We start from the raw sequence: 22,752 nt of genomic DNA, 5'->3' as shown, positions 1-22,752 counted from the left end.
GCCATGGTCCAAGGCATCCATCTGACGCTGATGATCGGACCGGCGCTGCCCGCGCCGGCGCCGCGCATCGTCGTGGATGCGCTGCAGAGCGTGGAGATCACCAGCGGCCGCGACCGCAGCGGCTTCCAGCTGAGCTTCGCGGTGTCCAAGGATTCGCCGCTGCTGACCACCCTTCTGCCGGCCGGCTATTTCGACCCGCTGACCACCCGGGTGGTGGTGATGGTCAGCCTGGGCGGGATGCCGCACGTGCTGATGGACGGACTGGTCACCCGCCAGGAGCTGGCGCCGAGCAGCGATCCCGGCCAGTCGACCCTGACCATCACCGGCGACGACCTCAGCGCGGCCATGGACCTGATCGAACTGGTCCTGCCCTACCCCAACATGTCCGACACCGTGCAGGCGTACACGGTGCTGGCGCGCTACGCCGCGCTGGGCGTGGTGCCGGTGGTGATTCCCGGCTTCATTCCCGAACAGCCGATCATGACCGACTCGATCGAGTCGCAGAACGGCACCGACCTGTCTCACCTGCGCCGCATCGCCGAGGCCAACGGATTCGTGTTCTACGTCGAACCCGGTCCGCTGCCCGGGCAGAGCATCGCCTACCTCGGCCCGGACATCCGCATTCCGGTGCCGCAGCCGGCATTGAGCGTGAACATGGACGCGCACACCAATGTCGAGTCGCTGAGTTTCTCGCTCGACGGGCTGGCCAAGGAAACCATGCTGGTGACGATCAACGACCCGATCACCGGACGGATCCCCACGCCGATCCCGATCCCGGCGGTCAGCATCTTCCAGCCGCCGCTCGGCGCGCGGCCCTCGCCGCCGCTGAAGATGGTGCTGTCGCGCGACAACGGCGGCAACTCGGTGCCGTTCACGATCAAGCAGGTGCTCGGCCGCATGCTCAAGGGCTCGGCCAACGCGATCACCGTGCAGGGCTCGCTCGACGTGCTGCGCTACGGCCACGTGTTGCGCTCGCGGATGCTGGTCGGGGTGCGCGGCGCCGGCCTGGCCTACGACGGCCTGTACTACGTCGACAGCGTCACCCACAAGCTCAAGCGCGGCGAATTCAAGCAGAGCTTCCAGCTCAGCCGCGACGGGCTGATCTCCCTGACCCCGAAGGTGCCGACATGAGCCAGGCCCAGCGCAACGGCCAGTTTCCCGGTTTGTATCGCGGCACGGTGACGATGAACGTCGACCCGGACATGCGCGGCCGGCTGCTGCTGACGATTCCCGACGTCACCGCCTTCGTGCCCTCCAATTGGGCCGAGCCCTGCACGCCGCTGTCCGGGCCGCCCGGCCCCGGCATGGGCGTGTATGCGGTGCCGCCGGTGGGCGCCGGCGTGTGGGTGATGTTCGAGCACGGCGACGTCAACAAGCCGGTCTGGCTGGGCTGCCGCTTCGACACCGGCGCCGATCCGCCGGCGATGGCCAAGCTCGGCAACCCGGCCGATCCCAACATCGTCATCCAGTCGCTGTTGCAGAACATGCTGATGATCAGCGACATGCCGCCGACGCCGATCACCGGCGGCATCGTGCTCAAGAGCACCACCGGGGCGATGCTGGTGGTCAACGACAGCGGCATCTACATCGACAACGGCAAGGGCGCGTCGATCTATCTGGTCGGGCCGACCATCACCTTCAACAAGATCGCCATGGCGATCACCTGAGGAACTGGGCCATGCCTGGATTGCTGCTGCACGCCACCGCCGCCATGACCTGCCAGCACGTGACCGGGCAGGCCACGATCGCGCCGGTGCAGAGCCGGGTGCTGGTGATGGGCCAGCCGGTGGCGACGATCCCGCCCGGCGCGCCGACGATAGCGATAGCCGGTTGCCTGTTCACCCTGCCCGGCGGCAAGCCGCAGCCCTGCGTGACCGTGCGTTGGGCGATGCCGAGCGCGCGGGTCACGGTCATGGGGCTGCCGGCGATGCTGGTGCCGGCGCCGGGTCCGGCGCCCGGCATCTGCCAGAGCGCCGAACAAGTGCCGCAGGGCGCGCCGATCGTCGGCGCGATGCAGTCGCGCGTCGTCGCCATGTGAGCGCCGCAACGAGCCGGAGAACCGCCATGCACCTGGACTTCCCTTTCCATGTCGACGGCCGCGGCCGCAGCGCGCAGACCGATCACGCCGGCCATGTGCGCGACCTGATCGAGCAATTGGTGTTCACCCATCCCGGCGAGCGGGTCAACCGGCCCGATTTCGGCAGCGGCCTGATGCAGTTGGTGTTCGCCGGCAATAGCCCGGAATTGGCGGCGACCGTGCAGTTCACCCTGCAGGCCGCGCTGCAGCGCTGGATGCAGGACCTGATCGAGGTGCGCGCGCTGCGGGTGACGGCGCAGGACGCGGCGCTGATCGTCGAGCTCAGCTACGTGCTGCTGCTCACCCGCGAAGAACAAACCGCGCGCTTCGTCCGCGCGACCTGAAGCCAGGAGCCGCCATGAGCCTCTCGTGCTGCAACGACCCGCGCCGCCAGGACGTCCGCGCCTTCCACGGCCGGGTCGGCCTGGACTTCGTCGAGGTCTCCGCCGACCAGTTGAGCCTGCATGTGTACTTCCTGGGCAAGCTGCCGCCCGAATTCGCCGAGGACGGCCCGGGCTTGCTGCGCCACCTGCGCATCGAAGGCGGCACCCGGATCGGCGGGATCGGCATCGTCGATGTCGACCCGCATGCCAGCGAAGAAGCCGATGTCGACGACTGGCTGGTGCTGCGCCTGGACCGGCGCGGCGACCATTCGCGCTACCGCCTGCGCCTGCTCGATATCCAGGGCCTGGACCCGATGTACGCCAGCGCCGAGTTCTCTTTCAAGGCCGGTTGCCCCTCCGACCTGGACTGCGCACCGGCGCAGGCCTGCGTCGAAGCGCCGCCGCCGGAACCGGCGCTGTCCTATCTGGCCAAGGACTACGCCAGCTTCCGCCGCCTGATCCAGGACCGGCTGGCGCTGCTGTCGCCGGACTGGCAACCCGGGCACGTGCCCGACCTCGGCCTGACCCTGATCGAAGTGCTCGCCTATGCCGGCGACTACCTCAGCTATTACCAGGACGCGGTCGCCACCGAGGCCTATCTGGACACCGCCCGTCAGCGCATTTCCGTGCGCCGTCACGCCCGCCTGGTCGACTACCGCCTGCACGAAGGCTGCAACGCCCGCGCCTGGGTCGCGATCGAGACCTCGCAGGACCTCGACCTGCCGGCGACGGCGCTGCAATTCCTCAGCGGCATCGCCGCCGACGCGCCGCTGCCCGGCCTGCTCGATGCCGACGCGATGCGCGAGCTTGCGGCCGACAGCTACGAGAGCTTCCAGCCGCACCTCGCCGACTCCGCGGCCACCCTCCCGCTGCGCAGCGCTCACAACCGGATCGCGTTCTACGACTGGGGCCGCGACGACTGCTGCCTGCCGAGCGGCGCTACCGCGGCGGTGCTGCGCGACCGCTGGGCCGACGGCGAAGGCGAAGCGCGCGCGCTGGAACTGCGCGTCGGCGAGGTGCTGTTGCTGAAAGAAGCGATCGGCCCGCGCACCGGTCTGGAAGCCGATGCCGACCCACAGCGCGTATGGCCGGTACGCCTGGTCGAAGTCGAGCCGCTGGTGGATGACCTCTATCCCGCCGGCGCCGACGACCCGCGCCCGACCCCTTTGCTGCGGGTGCGCTGGCATGCCGACGACGCGCTGCCGTTCCCGCTGTGCCTGAGCGCGCTGGGCCCGGCGCCGCAGTGCCCGCGCCTGCGCGAGGTCTCGATCGCGCTCGGCAACGTGGTCCTGGCCGATCACGGCCGCGACGCGCCGACGCAGGACCTGGGCGCGGTGCCGGACGGCCAGAGCGAAGCGGTGTGCGAATGCGAAGGCCAGCCGGCGGACATCGAACTGCGGCCGGGGCGCTTCAACTGGTCCTTGGACGAGACGCCGCTGACCCATCGCGAAGCGGCTCCCGCCGCCGCGCGCGCCGCCTCCGCCAGCCTGCGCCAGGACCCGCGCGCGGCGCTGCCGGCGCTGCGCCTGGACGATAGCGACGGCGGCGCGTGGACGCCGGCATTCGACCTGCTCTCCAGCGCGAGCGAGGACCGCCACGTGGTCGCCGAAATCGACAACCAGGGCGTCGCCCGGCTGCGCTTCGGCGACGACGATCTCGGCAAGCGCCCGGCCGCCGGGCAGCGCTTCCAGGCCCGCTACCGGATCGGCAACGGCCGCGCCGGCAACGTCGGCGCGCACAGCATCAACCGCGTGCACCTGCGCGACGGCGATTGGAGCGGCCTGCAACTGCGGGTCGACAATCCGCTGCCGGCGCAGGGCGGCAGCGATGCCGAGCCGCTGGCGCAGGCGCGCCTGCTCGCCCCCGGCGCGTTCCGCAGCCAGCGCCTGCGTGCGATCACCGCCGACGACTACGCCCGTCTGGCCGAACGCGACCCGCGCGTGCAGCGCGCCAGCGGCGAACTGGTCTGGACCGGCAGTTGGTACGAGGCCGACGTGGCGCTGGATCCTTATGGGCGCGTGCCGGCCGAGGCGCCGCTGCTGGGCGAGGTGCAGGCGGCGTTGCAGCGCGTGCGCCGCATGGGCCACGACCTGCATCTGGAAACCGCGGTGTACGTGCCGATCGACCTGGCCCTGGAGGTCTGCGCCTTGCCCGGCTACGAACGCGGCGCGATCAAGGCCGCCTTGCTCGACCGTTTCGGCGCCGGCCGCCGCCGCGACGGCCAGCCCGGCTATTTCCACCCCGACCGGCTCAGCTTCGGCCAGCCGCTGCGGATCAGCGCGCTGGTCGCCGAGGCGATGGCGGTGCCGGGCGTGGAATGCGCCCGCGTGGTCCGCCTGCAACGGCTGTTCGCGCCCGCCAATCGCGAACTCGAGGACGGCCTGCTGCGCCTGGGCGGGCACGAGATCGCGCGCCTGGACCAGGACCCCAATTATCCCGAGCACGGCAAGCTCGCGATCTCCGTCGGAGGTGGCCGATGAGCGCCCACAGTCATGGATGCGGTTGCGGCGGTGCCGGCTGCGGCTGCTGCGAAGGCGTCGCGATCTCCACCCCGGTGCCGATCGACAACCGCCGCGGCCTGCCCGAGCTGGCTTACCGCGTCGGCACCCACGGCCGCTTCCTGGCCAGCATGAAAGCCCGGCTGGCGACCGCCGCCATCGACCTGCCCGCCGACGGCGAACGGCCCGCGCGCAGCTTGCGCCCGCTGCAGGCGCTGACCACCCGCGATGCGGCCGACCCGGCCATCGCCCTGCTCGACGCCTGGGCGACCGTCGGCGACGTGCTGAGTTTCTATCAGGAACGCATCGCCAACGAGGGCTATCTGCGCACCGCCACCGAACGCCGCTCGCTGGTCGAGCTGGCGCGCCTGGTCGGCTACGCGCCGCGGCCCGGCGTGTCCTCAAGTGTGTACCTGTCCTACACCGTCGACGACAACCAGACCGTACCGGTCGAGCTGCCGGTCGGCACCCGTTCGCAGAGCATTCCCGGCCCGGACGAACTGCCGCAGTCGTTCGAGACCGACGAACCGCTGTTGGCGCGGCGCGAATGGAACGACCTGCAGATCCGCCGCCAGCGTCCGCAACGCATCGTCCTGGCTACGATCCTGGCGCTGGACAGCGTTCATGCGGTCGGCATCGCCACCGGCGTGCAGGTCGGCGAACTGCTGCTGTTCCGGTTCGGCAGCTTTGCCGGGCCGGTCCATGTGGCGCGCCGGGTGATCGCGGTCGAGCCCGACTTCGCCGGGCAACGCACCGCTCTGCGCCTGCAGCCGCTGCCGGCGCTGGAACCGGCGGCCCATCCCTTGCTGGAAACGTTGTTGAGTCGGCTGGTGTCGGCTCAGGACACGCAGGCGATCAGCAATTGCGTGTGGCTGCTCGACGCGCTGCGGCTGGGAGCGCCGCGACCGCCGCTGGCGCTGTGGGCCGATTTTCTCGAGATCAATGTCGACGACGACGAGGCCAGCCAGGCCATTGCGGATTTCGCCGCCGCGCTCGCTCAACTGCAGACGCCCGGCGCGCCCCTGCCCGGCAGCGGACCCGACGAGGTAGTCGACAGTCTGCTCAAGCCGAACCGGCCGCAGGCCGCCAACAGCCTGCGCCTGCGCCGAGGCCTCGGCGAGGGCTTCCGCGGCGGCGCCGATCTGCAGCCGCAGCTGATTACCGATTTCGCGCCCAAGCTGAAGGAAAATTACTACGACGCCTGGCGCGGATCTCGTCCGCCGCAGGCTTCGGCGCAACTGCAGGCGGTCTACGCGCTCGCTCCCGGAGAAACGCTGTTCGGCGCCACTACCGCAAAGCCCATGCCCGAGCTCGACGGCAACACCGTCCCGTCGGTGGCGGACTGGAATGACTGGCGCTACGAAATCGACGAATTCGACACCAACGCCTATCTGGCCAAAGCCGATCCTCTGCTGGCGGCCGGCGATCTGGTCCTGGTAAGCCGGCCGGGAACGCCGTCTTCGCCCTTGCCGCGCAACCAAGTGCTGCAGGTGGCCGCGGTGCATACCGGTCCGCGCAGCGCCTACGGCATCTCCGGCGAGACCACCGGCATCCACTTCGGGGTCGATGGAAAGCCCACCGCCTGGCGCGAGGTCGACGAGAACCAGGAGCTCAAGAAACGCATCGACGAGCTGCGCCAGACCTGGGTCCATCCGCAGCGGCGGCGCCTGGAAATGGCCCAGGAACCGATCCTGGGCGATGTCTCCGGCAGCGAACTCGAGCTCGGCCCGCTGCACGAACAGCTCAAGTCCGGACGCTGGATCGTGGTCGAAGGCGAGCGCAGCGACATCGACGGCATCCGCGGCGTGCGCGCCAGCGAATTGCTGATGGTCGCCGGCCTGGAACACGGCAGCGATTACAGCTTGCCCGGCGATCGCCCCCACACCACCCTGCGCCTGGCTACGCCGATGGCCTATACCTACTACCGCGAAGGGCTGCTGATCCGCGCCAATGTGGTCCGCGCCAGCCATGGCGAAAGCCGCAAGGAAGTGCTGGGCAGCAGCGACGCGCGGCGGCCGTTGCAACGCTTCGCCCTGCGCCAGCCGCCGTTGACCTGGCGCCCGGCGCCGACCGCGGCCGGCGCCGCCAGCACGCTCAAGGTGCTGGTCGGCGGGGTCGAGTGGCGCGAGGTCGACAGCCTCTCCAGCCTCGGTCCCGACGCGCGCGCCTACGTCAGCGCGACCGGCGACGACGGCGTCACCGCGGTGATCTTCGGCGACGGCGAGCACGGCCTGCGCCCGCCCAGCGGTTTCGAGAACCTGCGCGCCGAGTACCGCAACGGCATCGGCAAGGGCGGCAACGTGCGGGCCAAGCAGGTCTCCTTGCTGGTGAGCCGGCCGCTGGGGATCAAGGACGTGGTCAATCCGCTGCCCGCCTCCGGCGGCGCCGAGCGCGAAACCGCGGCGCTGATCCGCGAGAACGCGCCGCGTTCGCTGGCCGCGCTGGACCGGCTGGTGTCGCTGTCGGACTACGCCGATTTCACCCGCATGTTCGCCGGCATCGCCAAGGCCGAGGCGGCGCGGCTCAGCGACGGGATGCGCGAGCAGGTCCATATCACCGTGGCCGGGGTCGACGACATGCCGCTGGACCCGAACTCCGACCTCTACCGCAACCTGCTGCAGGCGCTGCGCGAACTCGGCGACCCCGGCCTGTCGGTGCAGGTCGCGATGCGCGAGCGGATCGCCCTGGTGCTGCAGGCGCGGCTGCGCCTGCAGGCCGGCCATCGCTGGGAGCCGGTGGCGAGCGCGGTGCGCGCGCGCCTGCTCGAACGCTTCGGCTTCGAACAGCGCGCCCTGGCCCAGCCGGCGCTGCTGTGCGAACTGGTCGCGGCGATGCAGTCGGTGCGCGGCGTCGACTGGGTCGACGTCGACAGCTTCGGCGGCATTCCGCAGACGGTGATCGATTGGCAAAGCGGGCAGCGTCGCCTGGTGCGCCAGGACGAGATCACCGGGATCGTCCAGACCATCGTCTACGGCGACAGCGACACCGGCCAGGACGACGAACAAGGCCGGCCGGTGCAACCGCCGGCGCGGGTCGACGCCGGAGCCGCCTATCGCGAAGGCGAGCGCATCCGCCCGGCTCGGCTGGCCTGCTTCGTGCCCAGCGTGCCCGACACCCTGATCCTCAACCCGGTCCAGTGAGCCAGGCCATGGACATCCCTTCGCTGCATCTCGAACCGCGCACCGACCGCCTGTACCGGCCGCTGCCGGCGATCCACCGCATCCGCGACATCGAACAGGGCCATCCGCTGCAGGCGCTGCTGCGGGTCATCGCCGAACAGGTGAACCTGGTCGAGGACGATATCGCCCAGTTGTACGAGAACTGGTTCGTCGAGACCGCCGACGACTGGGCCGTGCCCTATATCGCCGACCTGCTCGGCTACCGCCCGGTCGAGGCCGCCGGCGCTGCGGCGCAATGCCGCGACGCCCAGGGCCGCGCGCTGGAGCGCGCGCTGGTGCCGCGGCGCGAAGTCGCCCAGCTGATCCAGCACCGGCGGCGCAAGGGCACCGTGTCGTTGCTGGAAGACCTGGCCCGCGACGTCGCCGGCTGGCCGGCGCGCGCGGTCGAGTTTTTCCAGTATCTGGATCGCGCCCAGAACCTGGATCATCTGCATATGCAGCGGATCGGCACCGCCTCGCTGCGCGATCCGGCGCCGCTGGAACTGGCCGGCAGCCCGTTCGATCCGCTGGCGCACAGCGTAGACGTGCGCCGGATCGCCTCGCGCCATCGCGTCGGCCGCCACAACATCCCCAGCGTCGGCGTGTTCGCCTGGCGCATGCGCAGCTACTCGGTGACCCGCACCCCGGCCTACTGCGTCGAGGATGTCGGCCCGCACTGCTTCACCTTCAGCGTGCTCGGCCAGGACGCGCCGCTGTACCGCAAGCCGCGCCCGGAGCCGGACCGCTACCATCAGGCCGGCGAACAGAACCTGCCGTTGCCGCTGCGCCGGCGCGCCTTGCAGCGCGAACTCGAACACGAATACGGCCCCGGCAGAAGCCTGGCGGTGTGGGCCGAACAATGGGCCGGCCACGACGGCAGCCAGCCGCTGCCGACCAGCGCGTTGCTGGTCGCCGACCTGAGCGGTTGGCGTTATCGGGTGCCGCGCGGCAAGGTCGCGATCGACCCGGTGCTGGGCCGGCTGATGTTTCCGCCCAACCAGATTCCCAAGAAAGGCGTGCGGGTCAGCTACCACTACGGTTTCGCCGCCGATCTCGGCGGCGGCGAATACCGCCGCGCGATGCGCCGGCCGGCGCAGGACTACACCCTGTACCGGGTCGGCGAAGCCGGCTCGCCGACGCCGCCGGGCAGCGAACCGCCGCTGCCGCGCATCGCCGACGCGCTGCGCCTGTGGCAGGAACAGTCGCCGCAGCACGCGGTGATCGAGCTGATCCACAGCGGGGTCTGGGTCGAACCGCTGCATATCCGCCTGCAACCGGGCCAGTCGCTGACCCTGCGCGCCGCCAACGGCGTGCGCCCGGTGATCCGGTTGATCGACTGGCAGACCGACCTGGCCGATGCGCTGACCGTGGAACTCGACGTCGGCAGCCGCTTCGCCCTCGACGGCATCCTGCTGACCGGCCGGCCGATGCACGTGTCGGCGCCGCGCGACCCGGAACGCTACGCCGAGCAGGCCGCGCTGCAACCCGATTGCGCCGCCCGGCTGTCGATCCGCCATTGCACCCTGGTGCCGGGCTGGGGCATCGGCTGCGGCTGCGAGCCCGAACGTCCGTCCGAACCCAGCCTGGAGCTGTACAACCTGCGCGCGACGGTGCGGATCGAGCGCAGCATCGTCGGCTCGATCCAGGTCCAGCAGGACGAGGTCGGCAGCGACCCGATCCCGCTGACGATCGAAGACAGCATCGTCGACGCCGCCGGCCCGCGCCAGGAAGCGATCGGCGCGGCGACCTCGGCGGTCGCGCACGCCTGCCTGACCCTGCGTCGCAGCACCGTGTTCGGCACGGTCGAGGCGCATGCGCTGGAGCTGGCCGAGAATTGCCTGTTCAACGACTGCCTCAACGTCGCCCGGCGCCAGATCGGCTGCGTGCGCTTCTGCTACGTGCCCTGCCATTGCCGCACCCCGCGCCGCTATCGCTGCCAGCCCGACGGCGTCATCGCCGCGGTGCGCGAGCGCAAGCTGCCGGCCGCGCAGGAGCCGCGCGAACTGGCCGCCGAGCGCCTGCGGGTGCGGCCGCGCTACCGCTCGCGCCGCTACGGCCGGCCCGGCTATGCGCGCCTGCTCGACGCCTGCGCGATCGAGATCCTGCGCGGCGCCGACGACGAATCGCAGATGGGCGTCTATCACCACCTCTACGAGCCGCAGCGTGCCGCCAATCTGCGCGCGCGCCTGGACCAGTACACCCCGGCCGGGATGACGGTCGGGCTCCTCTTCGCCGACTGACCTGGAAGGAACGCATATGAAAGGCGATTTCACTCGGGCGACCTTCGATCCCCGCCATCACTTCAGCCAGGTCCTGCTGCAACAAGGCCGGGTCACCCTGGACGCCGATCCCAACGAACAGGGCGCGATCCTGCTGCACCTGCTGCGCACCCTGGCCCGCGACGTGTTCGGCCCCTACGCCGCGCCCGCCGCCGAGCCGGGCTTCGCCCTGGAGCTGCAGGACAACGACGGCAAACGCTCGCTGAGCATCGGCGCCGGGCGCTACTACGTCGACGGCATCCTGTGCGAGAACGAGGGCTGCGACTACCTCGCCCAACCGCACTACACCCCGGCGCCGGCCGATCCGAACGCCGGCGGCGGCGATCCGCTGCGGCTGTGGCTGGAATCGGGCGACGACGACGAAGCCCGCTTCTGGGTCTATCTGGACGTGTGGGAACGCCACGTCACCTCGGTCGAAATGCCGCACTTGCGCGAAGTCGCGCTCGGCGGGCCGGACACCTGCAGCCGGCGGCAAGTGGTGTGGCAGGTCCGCGCCTGGGCCCAGGAGCCGTTGCGCAAGGCCTTCGAGGACCGCATCGCCCAGCTCAAGCAGCGCGCCGAGCAGACCGAGGACGAGGACGAGCGCAAGCGCCTGCTGGAGTGGATCGCGCGCCTGGATGCGGCGCTGTCGCAACTGTCGGAAGACTACCGCTCCGCCTGCGCCGCGCCGCTGCGCCTGTTCGAACGCGACCGGCCGCGGCTGGCGGCGCAACTGCAGGAGCACGAGCGCCTGGACGACCCCTGCGCGACCAGCCCCGACTCGGCCTACCGCGGCGCGGAGAATCACCTGTACCGGGTCGAGATCCACCGCGGCAGCGAGCATCCCCAAGGCCCGACCTTCAAATGGTCGCGCGACAACGGCAGCGTGTTGACGCGCTGGATCGGCGGCGGTGGCGACCGGATCGAAGTCGCCAACGCGCGCGACTTCCGCGATCGGCAATGGGTCGAGATCACCGACGAGGAAGACGATCTGCTCGGCCGCCCCGGCCGGCTCAGCCAGATCGCCAGCGTCGAGGGCAACGTGCTGGTCCTGACCCAGGCCCAGGACCGCAGCCCCAACGCCAGCACCAAGCTGCGGCGCTGGGACCACGTCGGCCAGGGCGACTTCGGCCTGGCCAGCGACAACGCGGTGCCGCTGAACCCGCCGCCCAAACACGACCCAGCCAAGCCGTACTGGATTCCGCTCGAGGACGGCATCGTGGTCCGCTTCGGCGACGGCGGCGAGTATCGCAGCGGCGACTACTGGCTGATTCCGGCGCGGGTCGCGACCGGCGACGTGGAATGGCCGCGCATCGACGGCGAGGCCGAACTGCGTCCGCCGCTCGGCGTCGAGCACCGCTACGCGCCGCTGGGTTTCGTCGGCAGCGGCGACGACGGCGAAGGCGGACAGGTCGATTCCTGCCAGTGCCTGGTCTATCCCGAACGCCTGTGCGGCGAACTCACCCGCGTGCCGGGACCGGTCGACAACGATGCCGTCGCCGGCGATCTGAGCGTGGCCGCCGCACGCGCGCCGCAGAACGCGGCGACGGCGGCGAAGAAGACCGCGGCCAAGCGCAAGAAGGTCGAGAAATAGGCATCGCCGGCCGCTTCAGCGCCGCGCTGCGGCGGCCGCTTCTTCGACGCAGGCAGGCGAGGCCGCGGCTGCGGCCAGCGCCGCGCCGACCAGGATCAGGCCGGGCGCGCCGCCCCGGCCGGCCTCGGCGTGTTCGTGCAGGCGCGCCAGCGTGGTGACGATGCGGCGCTCGTCGGCCCGGCTGGCCGCCAACACGATCGCCGCCGGCGTCTGCGCCGGCAGATGCCGCAACAGCGCCGCGGCGACCGAAGCGACCCGGCCCAGCCCCATGTAGATCGCCAGGGTCGTGCCGGTCGCCGCCAGCGCCGCCCAATCGGGTTCGCCGTGGTCGCGAGTGTGCGCGGTGACGAAGCTGACCCCGTGGCAATGCTCGCGATGGGTCAGCGACACGCCCAGCCCGGCGGCCGCGGCGAAGGCCGAACTGACCCCGTTGACGATGCGCACCGGCACCCCGGCCGCGCGCAGGAATTCGATCTCTTCGCCGGCGCGGCCGAACAACAGCGCATCGCCGCCCTTGACCCGCACCACCCGCGCGCCCTGCAGCGCGTAGCGGCGCATCAGCCGGCAGATGAACGCCTGCGGCGTGGACCGGCAACCGCCGCGCTTGCCGACCCGCAGCACCCGCGCCCGCGGCGCTAGTTCGACGATGCCCGGATCGACCAGTTCGTCGAGCAGCAGCACCTGCGCCGCGGCCAGTTCGCGCGCCGCCTTCAGGGTCAGCAGCTCCAGATCGCCGGGACCGGCCGACAGCAGCACCACTTCGCCGCCGCGCCCTGCCCCGCCTGTGCCGATGTTCTGCCGCATGTTCGTCTCCGCCGGATGCCGTGTTGCGCCTGTTCGTCTTGTCTGCTCGTCTTGCCTGCTCGTCCTGTCTTTTTGTCCCGCCTGTTCCACCGCCGCGGCCAGGGCCGCGACCGCTTGCCTGCGCTCAGGCCCGCAACGCGGTCTCGCGGCACATGCGCATGACCTGCGGCCCGCAGGAGCCGCAGACGCTGGCGCAGCCCAGCCGTTGCTTGACCGTCTCGGCGTCGGCGCCGCGCGCGATCTCGGCGCGGATCGCCGACTCGCGCACCTGCAGGCATTGGCAGACCACCGGGTCGCGCGCGCTTGCCGCCGAGCGCGAGAACACCGCCAGGCGCGGGCCTTCCCAGGCGGTGCCGGACAGGGCGGTGTCCAGCAGCGCCTCGGCCGCGGCCGGGCGCTGCGGATCGGTCCACAGCAGGCCTTCGATCCGGTCCTGCGCGCTGGCGTCGCCCCAGACCACGCGCTTGACCAGGCCGCGGCGCGGGTCGCGGTATTCCAGCCGCAAGGCTTGCGCCTGCAGGTCCAGCGCCGCCGCCAACTCGTCCAGCCAGGCTGCCGGCGGCGCCTCGACGCGGGCCGCGCGCAGCACCAGCCAGCCGCGCCCCTGGTCGGCTTCGCCGCGCCCCGGCGCGTCGCCCGGCATCGCCCAGGGATACAGGCCGATCCCGGCATACCCGCAATCGCGCAGGAACGGCTGCGCCGCGACGTGCAGCGCCAGCGCGTCGCCGCAACGGGCCGCGAGCAGGTGCCAGCCGAACTCGGCCTTCTCCACCCGCACCGCGGCGTGCTTGAGTTCGGGCTGCAGCGAACGCGCGTCGACTGCGGGCTGGGTCACTTCGTTGATGCCGCCGCTGGACAGGAACTGGCCGCTCCAGTGCATGGCCGCGAACACCGTGCCGGAACTCACTTCGTCGGACAGCTCCAGCGGCAACACCAGTTCGCCGCGTTTGCCGATCACCCGCACCAGATCGCCGGCGGCCAGGCCGCGCCGCGCCGCGTCCTGGGCCTGCATGCGCAGGCCGGGCTCGGGGCTGTGCGCGAACAGCGCCGGCACCCGGCCGCTACGCGACATGCCGTGCCACTGATCGCGCAGCCGGCCGCTGAGCAAGCGCAGCGGAAACCGCGACGAAGTGGGCTCGGCCACCGGCCGGTACGGGGTCGGCTGAAAACGCGCGCGGCCGTCGTCGGTGGGATAGCGGCCGTCGGCGTAGCGCCGCGCCTGTCCGCTTTGCGCGCCGGCCGGGTACGGCCATTGCTGCGGCCCCTGCGCATCCAGGCGCGCATAGTCGAGTCCGCCGATGTCGAGGTCGCGGCCTTCGGTCAGCCGCCGGTGTTCGTCGAAGATCGCCGCCGGCCCGTCGAAGCCGAACATCGGCGCGGTGCCGGGCGGCGCCAGCCGCGCTTCCAGCCGGCGCGCGACTTCGGTCGCGATCCACCAGTCCGGCCGGGCCCGGCCGGGCGCCGGCACCGCGGCGCGCACCCGCGAGATGCGCCGCTCGGAATTGGTCACCGTGCCTTCTTTTTCGCCCCAGGTCGCCGCCGGCAGCAAGGCGTCGGCATACGGCGTGGTGTCGGTGCGTTCGAAGGCTTCCTGCACGATCACATAGTCGGCCTGCTGCAGCGCTTCGCGCACCCGGCCGATGTCGGGCATGGAGTGCACCGGGTTGGTGCAGGCGATCCACACCGCCTTGACCCGACCGCTGCGCAAGGCCTCGAACAGCGGCACCGCGGACAGGCCCGGCTGCGCCGACAGATGCTGCGCCGGCAGGCCCCACAGCGTTTCCAGTTCGGCCCGGTGCTGGGCGTTGCCGATCTCGCGGTGCGCGGCCAGCATGGTCGCCATGCCGCCGACTTCGCGTCCGCCCATCGCATTGGGCTGGCCGGTCAGCGAGAACGGGCCGGCGCCGGGCTTGCCGATCTGGCCGGTGGCCAGATGCAGGTGGATCAGGGCCAGGTTCTTGTCGGTGCCGTGCGCGGACTGGTTCAGGCCCATGCAGTACAGCGACAACGCCGGCTCGCCGCTGCCGAACCATTCCGCCGCCTGGACCAGGTCGGCGGCTTCGATGCCGCAGATCTCCGCGGCCATGCGCGGGGTGTAGTCGCGCAGCGTCCGCTTGAGTTCGTCGAAGCCCTGGGTGTGGCGGGCGATGTAGTCGCGGTCGATCCGGTCTTCCCAGATCAGGTGGTGCAGCATGCCGTTGAACAAGGCCACGTCGGTGCCGGGCTGGATCGCCAGATGCAGGTCGGCCATCGCCGCGGTGTCGGTGCGGCGCGGATCGACCACGATCCAGCGCCGCTGCGGATCGCGTTCGCGCGCTTGCTCAAGGCGCCGGAACAGCACCGGATGCGCATAGGCCATGTTGCTGCCGGCGAACAGCACGGTACGCGCCAGCTCCAGGTCCTCGTAACAGGTCGGCGGCCCGTCGGCGCCGAGCGCGAGCTTGTAGCCGGCGACCGCGCTGGACATGCACAGACGCGAATTGGTATCGATGTTGTTGCTGCCCAGCAGGCCTTTGGCGAGCTTGTTGAAGACGTAGTAGTCCTCGGTCAGCAACTGCCCGGACAAGTAGAACGCGACCGAGTCCGGACCGTGTTCGGCCACGATCGAGGCCAGCCGCGCGGCCACCGTGTCCAGCGCCAGCGACCAGTCGACCTCGCGCCGCGGCGCATGCCGCGACGGCCGCAGCTGCGGCGCCAGCAACCGCCCCTGCAGGCTGCTCGCGCTCTGCGCCAGGGCGCGGCCCTTGCTGCACAGCCGGCCCTGGTTGGCCGGATGCTGCGGGTCGCCCTCGACCGCGACGATGCGCCGCTGCTCGCCGCTGCCGGCGGTCTGCACCAGCACGCCGCAACCGACGCCGCAGTAGCAGCACACCGAACGGATCCGGTCGTCGGCCTCCCGACCGGGCGCGCCGCCGCCGTCCATCAGGCCGCGCCCCGCAACGGCAGATCGGCCAGCGCCAGCCAGACCTCGCCGGCCTGCAGCCGCACGCGCAAGGTCGGCGTGCAGCCGACGTCCGGCTCGCAGGCACGGCCGTCGCCCAAACCGATCGTCCAGGCGTGCAAGGGACAGGTCACCCGGTCGCCGGCGACCAGTCCCTGCGACAGCGGCCCGCCTTTATGCGGGCAACGGTCGATCAGGGCGAACACCCGGTCGTCGGCGGTGCGGAACACGGCGACGTCGTCGCCGCCGGCGATCTCCAGCACCCGCGCACCGAGGCGCGGAATGTCTTCCAGCACGCAGATGCGCTGCCAACGCGGATCGTCGTCGATCTCGTGCATCGCTCAGCCCTCCGCCCCGACCAACTGCGCCGGAATCCGCAGGCGCTGGTACTCGCGCGGCTTGGCCGCGGCGATCCGCGCCGCCCACGGGTCGGTCAGGCCTTCCAGCGCGTACAGCAAGCGCTCGTACAAGGCGCGCCGGTTGGCCGCGTCGGCGACCACCCGCTGCTGCACGTAGTCCATCCCGACCCGCTGCAGGTAGTGCACGGTGCGGTCCAGGTAATAGGCCTGCTCGCGGTACAGCTGCAGGAAGGCGCCGGTGTACTCGCGCACCTCCTCGGCGCTGCGCACCTTGACCAGGAAGCGCGCGACCTCGGTCTTGATCCCGCCGTTGCCGCCGACGTGGATCTCCCAGCCCGAATCCACCGCGATGATGCCGACGTCCTTGATCCCGGACTCGGCGCAGTTGCGCGGGCAGCCCGACACCGCCAGCTTGACCTTGTGCGGGCTCCACATGTTGGCCAGCATGGTTTCCAGGTCGATGCCCATCTGGGTGCTGTTCTGGGTGCCGAAGCGGCAGAACTCGCTGCCGACGCAGGTCTTCACCGTGCGGATCGACTTGCCGTAGGCGTGGCCGGAATTCATTCCCAGATCGCGCCAGACCTCGACCAGGTCTTCTTTCTTGACTCCGAGCAGGTCGATGCGCTGGCCGCCGGTGACCTTGACCATCGGGATCGCGTACTTGTCGGCGACGTCGGCGATCCGGCGCAGTTCCGAGGCGTTGGTCACCCCGCCCTTCATCTGCGGAATCACCGAGAACGTGCCGTCCTTCTGGATGTTGGCGTGGGCGCGCTCGTTGATGAAGCGCGACTGCGGGTCGTCGACCGCTTCGCGCGGCCAGGTCGAGATCAGGTAGTAGTTGATCGCCGGCCGGCAAGTCGCGCAGCCGTTGGGCGAGCGCCATTCCAGGAAGGCGTAGGCCTGGGCGTGGCTGAGCAGCTTGTGCTCGCGGATCGCCTGGCGCACCTCGCCGTGGCTGTGGTCGGTGCAGCCGCACACCGCCTTGGTCTTGGGCGTTTCCTGGAAATTCGAACCCAGGCAGTTCATCAGCAACTGCTCGACCAGGCCGGTGCAGGAACCGCAGGAACTGGCGGCCTTGGTCTGCTTCTTGACCTCGTCGACGGTGAACAGGCCCTGCTCGTTGATCGCCTTGACGATGCAACCCTTGCTGACCCCGTTGCAGCCGCAGACCTCGTCGGCGTCGGCCATCGCGCTGGCGCGGTCCTGGCCGGCGGTGCCGGCGTCGCCGAGCGCGGTCTCGCCGAAGATCAGCTGGTCGCGGCGGTCGTCGATCGGGCTCGCGTCCTTGAGCAGCTTGAAATACCAGCCGCCGTCGCCGGTGTCGCCGTACAGGCAGGCGCCGACCAGGCGCTCGTCGCGGATCACCAGTTTCTTGTAGACCCCACCGGCCGGGTCGGACAGCACGATCTCGTCGCAGCCCTCGCCGCCCATGAATTCGCCGGCCGAGAACAGATCGATGCCGGTGACCTTGAGCTTGGTCGACGACACCGAGCCGCGGTAGATGCCGATGCCGTAGCGCGCCAGATGATTGGCGCAGACCTTGGCCTGCTCGAACAGCGGCGCGACCAGGCCGTAGGCGACGCCGCGGTGGCTGACGCATTCGCCGACCGCGTACACGCGCGGGTCGTAGGTCTGCAGCGAATCGTTGACCACGATGCCGCGCGCGCAGTGGATCCCCGCGTCCTGGGCCAGGCGGATGTTGGGACGGATGCCGACCGCCATCACCACCAGTTCGGCCGGCTCCTCGCTGCCGTCGGAGAAGCGCACCGCGCGCACCGCACCTTGCTCGTCGCCGAGCAAGGCCTCGGTCGAGGTGCCCAGGCGGAAGCGCAGGCCGCGCTCGCTCAGCGAGCGTTGCAGCAACTCGCCCGCGACCGGGTCGAGCTGGCGCTCGAGCAGCCACTCGGCCAGGTGCACCACCACCACCTCCATGCCGCGCTGGCGCAGGCCGTTGGCCGCCTCCAGGCCGAGCAGGCCGCCGCCGATCACCACCGCATGGCGCTTGACCCGGGCGGCGTCGATCATCGCCTGGGTATCGCGGATGTCGCGGTAGCTGATCACCCCGCCCAGGTCCTTGCCCGGCACCGGCAGCAGGATCGGCAGCGAGCCGGTGGCCAGCAGCAGGCGGTCGTACTCGGCTTCGGTACCGTCGGCGGCGATCACCCGCCGGCGCACCCGGTCGATCCGCACTACTTCCTTGCCCAGGTGCAGGCGGATCCCGTTCTGCTCGTACCACGACAACGGATTGAGCACGATGTCGTCGAAGGCCTGCTCGCCGGCCAGCACCGGCGACAGCAGGATCCGGTTGTAGTTCGGATGCGGCTCGGCGCCGAACACGGTGATGTCGTACAGCTCCGGCGCCAGCTTGAGCAGTTCTTCCAGCGTGCGGATGCCCGCCATGCCGTTGCCGATCACCACCAGCTTGAGTTTGTTCATGGGCTCTCCCCTCAGACCCGGGCCGCGCCGACCGCGGTCCACTGCTGGCGCCAGTGCTGGCGCAATCCCGCCACCGACAACCAGGCCAGTCCGGCGAATGCGGCGAAGCCCCACAGGCCGGGCGCATAGCTGCCGTATTCCTGCTTGAGCACGCCCATGCCGGCGGCGAGCAGGAAACCGCCGACGCCGCCGGCCATGCCGATCAGGCCGGTCATCAGGCCGATGTCGCTGCCGAAGCGCTGCGGCACGAGTTGGAACACCGCGCCGTTGCCGGCGCCCAGGCACAGCAGGGTCAGCACGAACAGGCCCACCGTCGCCGCCGCGCCCAGGCCCAACGCGGCCAACGCGACCAGCAACGCCGCCAGCGCGTACACCGCCAGCAAGGTGCGGGTACCGCCGATGCGGTCGGCGATCGCGCCGCCGAACGGACGCATCAGCGAGCCGGCCAGCACGCAGGCCGCGGTGGCCCAGCCGGCGAGCTTGGGTTCGAAGCCGAACTGATCGTGGAAGTAGCCGGGCAAGGCGCTGGCGAAGCCGGCGAAACCGCCGAAGGTGATCGCGTAGAAGAACATGAACCACCACGAATCGCGGTTGCCGACCAGCACCCGGCCGTAATCGCGCAGGCGCCGCTGCGGTACCGCCACCGGCGCGTCCTTGGCGTACAGGGCGAACACCGCCAACACGACGAGCAGCGGCAGGCAGGCCAGGCCGAACACGTTGCGGTAGCCGAACGCAGCGGCCAAGGCCGGCGCGAACAGCGCCGCCAGCACCGTGCCCGAGTTGCCGGCGCCGGCGATCCCCATCGCCGTGCCCTGGTGCTCGGGCGGATACCAGCGCGAGGCCAGCGGCAAGGCGATCGCGAACGAGGCGCCGGCGACGCCGAGCATGGCGCCGAGCAGCAGCACCTGCGCATAGCTGTGCACGCCCGAATACCAGGCCACGAACAGCGCCGCGATCACCACGCCCTGGGCAAGCAGGCCGGTGCGGCGCGCGCCGATGCGGTCGGCCACCAGGCCCAGCAACAAACGCAACAGCGCGCCGCACAGGATCGGCACCGCCACCATCAGCGCGCGTTGGCGCGTGTCCAGCGCCAAGGCTTCGGCGATCTGCACCTGCATCGGCCCCAGCAGGTACCAGACCATGAAACTCAGATCGAAATACAAAAACGCCGACAACAAGGTGGGCGTATGCCCGGCCCGCCAGAACGAACGATCCATCCGCGCAATCTCCGAAAGGTGGCCGCGCCGCGCCGTTCCATCGGCACGCCAGGCGACCGCAAGGGGCAAACGAAAACGGCGCCTTCCCGGTGCGAACCGGAAAGACGCCGTTGTCTTCGGCAACCGGACCGCCGTTGGTCCGCCTGCCGCTATCGGGTTGTCGCGAACGCGCCGTTGCGCCCGCACGACAGATCAAGCAAAGCCCGTGCCAATCGCGTGCGAGGCATTCGTCGAATGTGATTCGTTACAAATTCAGATGCTTAGGCGCCCTGCCTCCTGCGTGGATCAGCGCCAGGCAGCCCCGCCGCGCCAAAATCGTGCGGCGCTGCACCAATATTGTGCGACGCACCAGGTCTCGACGTGTCGCAGGCGTAAGCCGTGGCCGCGTCGGCTCGGACAGGCGATCCCAAACAAGCGATCCCAAACAAGCGATCTCGAACTAGCGATCTCGAGCAGGCGATCTCAGACAAGCGATCCTGGTCGGAACCCGTTCCGGGATATTCCGAACCGGCGCCATCGAGCGGTAGTCGATGGATGGCCCTGCTGCGCCTGCGGGCAACAACGGCAAGTCCGCGCCTATGCGCGTATCCCCATCGCGGTCCGCGCTGACGCAGACGCAGGCCGCACCCGGCACCGCTCGCTCAGCCCACCGCGCCCGCATGCGCCAGCAGCCAGGCGCGGAACTCGGCCGCCAGTTCCGAACGCGACACCTGCCTGGGCCAGACCAGGTAGTAGGCATAGTCGGTCGCCACCGCCGTCGCGAACGGACGGACCAGGACGCCTGCGCCCAGGTCGCGCTCCACGATCGAGCGTCGCGCCAGCATGACGCCGCGTCCGTCGATCGCCGCCTGCAGGGTCAGCGCCGCGTCGTTGAAGGCCAAGGCCGGACGCGGTTCCAGCGGGCCGAGCCCCGCCGCCTCGAACCACGGGCGCCAGCCGGGCGGATCGGCCTGCAGCAGCGGGAGCGCGCACAGATCCTGTGGGCCCAACGGCGGCCGCGCATCCAGGAACGCGGGGCTGCACACCGGGAATTGCTCGTCGCGCAGCAGCAGTTCCGAATCGACGTTCGGCCAGCCGCCGGGACCGAAGCGGATCGCCAGGTCGACCCCCTCGGCGGCGAAATCCACGTGCGCGCTGCCGGTACGCAGGCCGAAGTCGATCTCGGGATGGGCATCGAGGAAGCTGCCGATGCGCGGCATCAGCCAGCGCGACGCGAACGAGGGCAAGGTGCTGATCACCAGGCGCTCGGGCCGTTGCCGCTGGATCCGCCGCGCCGCATCGGCGACCTGCTGCAGGGCGCCGCGGACCTGCTCGGCGAAGTCCCGCCCCTCGCCGGTCAGCACCAGGCTGCGCTTGCCGTGGCGCACGAACAGCGCCGCGCCCAGGAACGCTTCCAGCGCCTTGATGCGGTGGCTGACCGCCCCGGGGGTGACGTGCAGTTCCTCGGCCGCGCGCGAGAAATTCTGCAGGCGGGCGGCGGCCTCGAACGCGCGCAGCGAGCTCAAAGGCGGCAGTCCACGCATCATCGCTTGTTATTTCCAGTCATAAGACTTGCGAGAAACGATCGTTTCCTGTGGCTCGTAAGCGTTCGTACGATTCCGTCAGGCACTTCCATAACGGACGGTTGATGTTACATCTACTCAAGATATCGCGATGGGCGCCGGCGCTGCTGTCGCTCGCCCCCTCGACCGCACTCGCCACGCCCGCCGAAAACGGCTCCGGCGGCGCTGACGGCACCGCGCTGCGCGCCCTGCACTGCGGCCGCCTGGTCGATGTCGACCGCGGCCAGTTGCTCGGCCCGACCACGGTGCTGGTGCGCGATGCGCGTATCGCCCAGGTGCTGCCCGGCCGCGTCGCCCCCTCCGGCGCGCGGGTCGTGGACCTGAGCGACGCGACCTGCCTGCCCGGCCTGATCGACGCCCATGTCCACCTGTCCGACCAGGTCGGCCCGGCCAGCGCGGTCGAGAAGTTTCGCCTCGACATCGCCGACTATGCGGTCCGCTCGACCCGCTATGCGCGCGACACGCTGCTGGCCGGCTTCACCACGGTGCGCAACCTGGGCGACAACGCCTACGAGACGGTGGCCCTGCGCGATGCCATCGCTGCGGGCTACGCGATCGGCCCGCGCATCCTCACCGCGGGCGTGCCGATCGGCTCCACCGGCGGCCATGCCGACCCGACCAACGGCTATCGCGCCGATCTGGCCGGCGACCCTGGCGTGGCGCAGGGAGTGATCGACGGCGAGGACGATGCCCGCAAGGCGGTGCGCGAGCACTACAAGCGCGGCGCCGACGCGATCAAGCTGATGACCTCGGGCGGTTTTCTGAGCGAAGGCGCCAGCGCCGACAACGCGCAGATGACCGTGGCCGAGATCAAGGCCGTGGTGGCCGCGGCCCGCGACTACGGCTTCAAGGTCACCGCGCATGCGCACGGCGCCGAAGCGATCCGTCGCGCGGTGCTGGGCGGCGTGGATTCGATCGAACACGGCACCTACGTCGACGAGGAAGGCCTGCGGCTGATGAAGGCGCACGGCACCTGGTTCGTGCCCACCATCAGCCCCAATGCCTACACCTTCGACAAGGCCGACCAGTCCGGCTATTTCCCTCCGGTGGTGGCGGCCAAGATCAAGGCAGCCGGCTTGCGCAACCTGCAGACCACCGCGCGCGCCTACCGGGCCGGGGTGAAGATCGCCTCCGGCAGCGACGCCGGGGTGTACCCGCACGGCGAGAACGCGCGCGAACTGCAGTTGCTGGTGCAGGCGGGGCTGCCGCCGATGCGCGCGATCCAGGCCGCGACCCTGCACGCGGCGCAGATGCTGGGCATCGACCGCGAGACCGGCGCCGTCGCCGAGGGCAAGCAGGCCGACATCGTCGCGGTGGCCGGCGATCCGGTCGCCGATATCGGCCTGCTGCGGCGGGTATCGTTCGTGATGAAGGGCGGGCAGGTGTATCGCGACGATCCGGCCGGCGGTCGCGACAGCGCGGCGCATCCGGCCGCGGCCGACGGCCCTCCCGCAACGCCATGATC

The 22,752-nt window shown here is 70.6% G+C and carries 15 protein-coding genes; 9 read left to right on the top strand and 6 right to left on the bottom strand.

The window, feature by feature from the left end:
- Positions 1-3 precede the first annotated feature (3 nt).
- From K4L06_RS17285 to K4L06_RS17250, 8 genes are read left to right on the top strand one after another with little or no spacing between them, the layout of a single operon-like run.
- Positions 4-1,131, top strand: coding sequence for a hypothetical protein (locus K4L06_RS17285; protein ID WP_221672570.1), 1,128 nt, complete (start codon positions 4-6; stop codon positions 1,129-1,131).
- Positions 1,128-1,667 carry a phage baseplate assembly protein V gene (locus K4L06_RS17280; RefSeq protein WP_221672569.1) on the top strand — a complete coding sequence of 180 codons (540 nt, stop codon included), beginning with the start codon at positions 1,128-1,130 and terminating at the stop codon, positions 1,665-1,667. The genes K4L06_RS17285 and K4L06_RS17280 overlap by 4 nt, the downstream gene beginning before the upstream one ends.
- 11 nt (positions 1,668-1,678) lie before the next feature.
- On the top strand, positions 1,679-2,038 hold the full coding sequence (locus K4L06_RS17275) for a hypothetical protein (RefSeq protein ID WP_221672568.1): 360 nt from the start codon (positions 1,679-1,681) through the stop codon (positions 2,036-2,038).
- Positions 2,039-2,064: 26 nt separating this feature from the next.
- A complete protein-coding gene (locus tag K4L06_RS17270; RefSeq protein ID WP_221672567.1) occupies positions 2,065-2,421 on the top strand; it encodes a GPW/gp25 family protein in 357 nt (118 codons plus the stop codon).
- A 14-nt stretch (positions 2,422-2,435) separates the two neighbouring features.
- A complete protein-coding gene (locus K4L06_RS17265; RefSeq protein ID WP_221672566.1) occupies positions 2,436-4,940 on the top strand; it encodes a putative baseplate assembly protein in 2,505 nt (834 codons plus the stop codon).
- The gene (locus K4L06_RS17260) at positions 4,937-8,098 is read left to right on the top strand and encodes a putative baseplate assembly protein (protein WP_221672565.1); all 3,162 of its coding nucleotides are present in this window, start codon (positions 4,937-4,939) and stop codon (positions 8,096-8,098) included. The genes K4L06_RS17265 and K4L06_RS17260 overlap by 4 nt, the downstream gene beginning before the upstream one ends.
- An 8-nt stretch (positions 8,099-8,106) precedes the next feature.
- Positions 8,107-10,356 (top strand): hypothetical protein, encoded by a 2,250-nt coding sequence (locus K4L06_RS17255; protein ID WP_221672564.1) that lies wholly within the window; start codon positions 8,107-8,109, stop codon positions 10,354-10,356.
- Positions 10,357-10,372: 16 nt separating this feature from the next.
- Positions 10,373-11,968: a DUF6519 domain-containing protein gene (locus K4L06_RS17250; protein WP_221672563.1), complete on the top strand. Its 1,596-nt coding sequence runs from the start codon at positions 10,373-10,375 to the stop codon at positions 11,966-11,968.
- 15 nt (positions 11,969-11,983) lie between these two features.
- Here K4L06_RS17250 and cobA read toward each other — a convergent pair whose 3' ends face one another.
- The 6 genes from cobA to gcvA all read right to left on the bottom strand — a co-directional run bounded on the left by cobA (position 11,984) and on the right by gcvA (position 21,251).
- Complete coding sequence (gene cobA, locus K4L06_RS17245; protein WP_221673673.1) at positions 11,984-12,727, bottom strand: uroporphyrinogen-III C-methyltransferase; 744 nt, start codon at positions 12,725-12,727, stop codon at positions 11,984-11,986.
- 169 nt (positions 12,728-12,896) lie between these two features.
- The gene (locus tag K4L06_RS17240; protein WP_221672562.1) at positions 12,897-15,695 is read right to left on the bottom strand and encodes a nitrate reductase; all 2,799 of its coding nucleotides are present in this window, start codon (positions 15,693-15,695) and stop codon (positions 12,897-12,899) included.
- Positions 15,695-16,051, bottom strand: a complete 357-nt coding sequence (gene nirD / locus K4L06_RS17235; protein WP_221672561.1) for a nitrite reductase small subunit NirD — start codon at positions 16,049-16,051, stop codon at positions 15,695-15,697. Before nirD ends, K4L06_RS17240 begins: the two co-directional genes overlap by 1 nt.
- A 3-nt stretch (positions 16,052-16,054) precedes the next feature.
- Positions 16,055-18,508 (bottom strand): nitrite reductase large subunit NirB, encoded by a 2,454-nt coding sequence (gene nirB / locus K4L06_RS17230; protein WP_221672560.1) that lies wholly within the window; start codon positions 18,506-18,508, stop codon positions 16,055-16,057.
- Between the two features lie 11 nt (positions 18,509-18,519).
- On the bottom strand, positions 18,520-19,686 hold the full coding sequence (locus tag K4L06_RS17225) for an MFS transporter (RefSeq protein ID WP_221673672.1): 1,167 nt from the start codon (positions 19,684-19,686) through the stop codon (positions 18,520-18,522).
- A gap of 680 nt (positions 19,687-20,366) precedes the next feature.
- Positions 20,367-21,251, bottom strand: coding sequence for a transcriptional regulator GcvA (gcvA, locus tag K4L06_RS17220; RefSeq protein WP_221672559.1), 885 nt, complete (start codon positions 21,249-21,251; stop codon positions 20,367-20,369).
- A 101-nt stretch (positions 21,252-21,352) separates the two neighbouring features.
- Between gcvA and K4L06_RS17215 the strand changes: the two genes are divergently transcribed.
- Positions 21,353-22,750 (top strand): amidohydrolase family protein, encoded by a 1,398-nt coding sequence (locus K4L06_RS17215; RefSeq protein WP_221672558.1) that lies wholly within the window; start codon positions 21,353-21,355, stop codon positions 22,748-22,750.
- Positions 22,751-22,752: the final 2 nt, after the last annotated feature.

Source organism: Lysobacter sp. BMK333-48F3 (genome assembly GCF_019733395.1).
In the GTDB taxonomy this organism is placed as follows: domain Bacteria; phylum Pseudomonadota; class Gammaproteobacteria; order Xanthomonadales; family Xanthomonadaceae; genus Lysobacter.
Note: the sequence above shows the minus strand (reverse complement) of the source record. Positions and strands in the feature narration are given on the sequence as shown.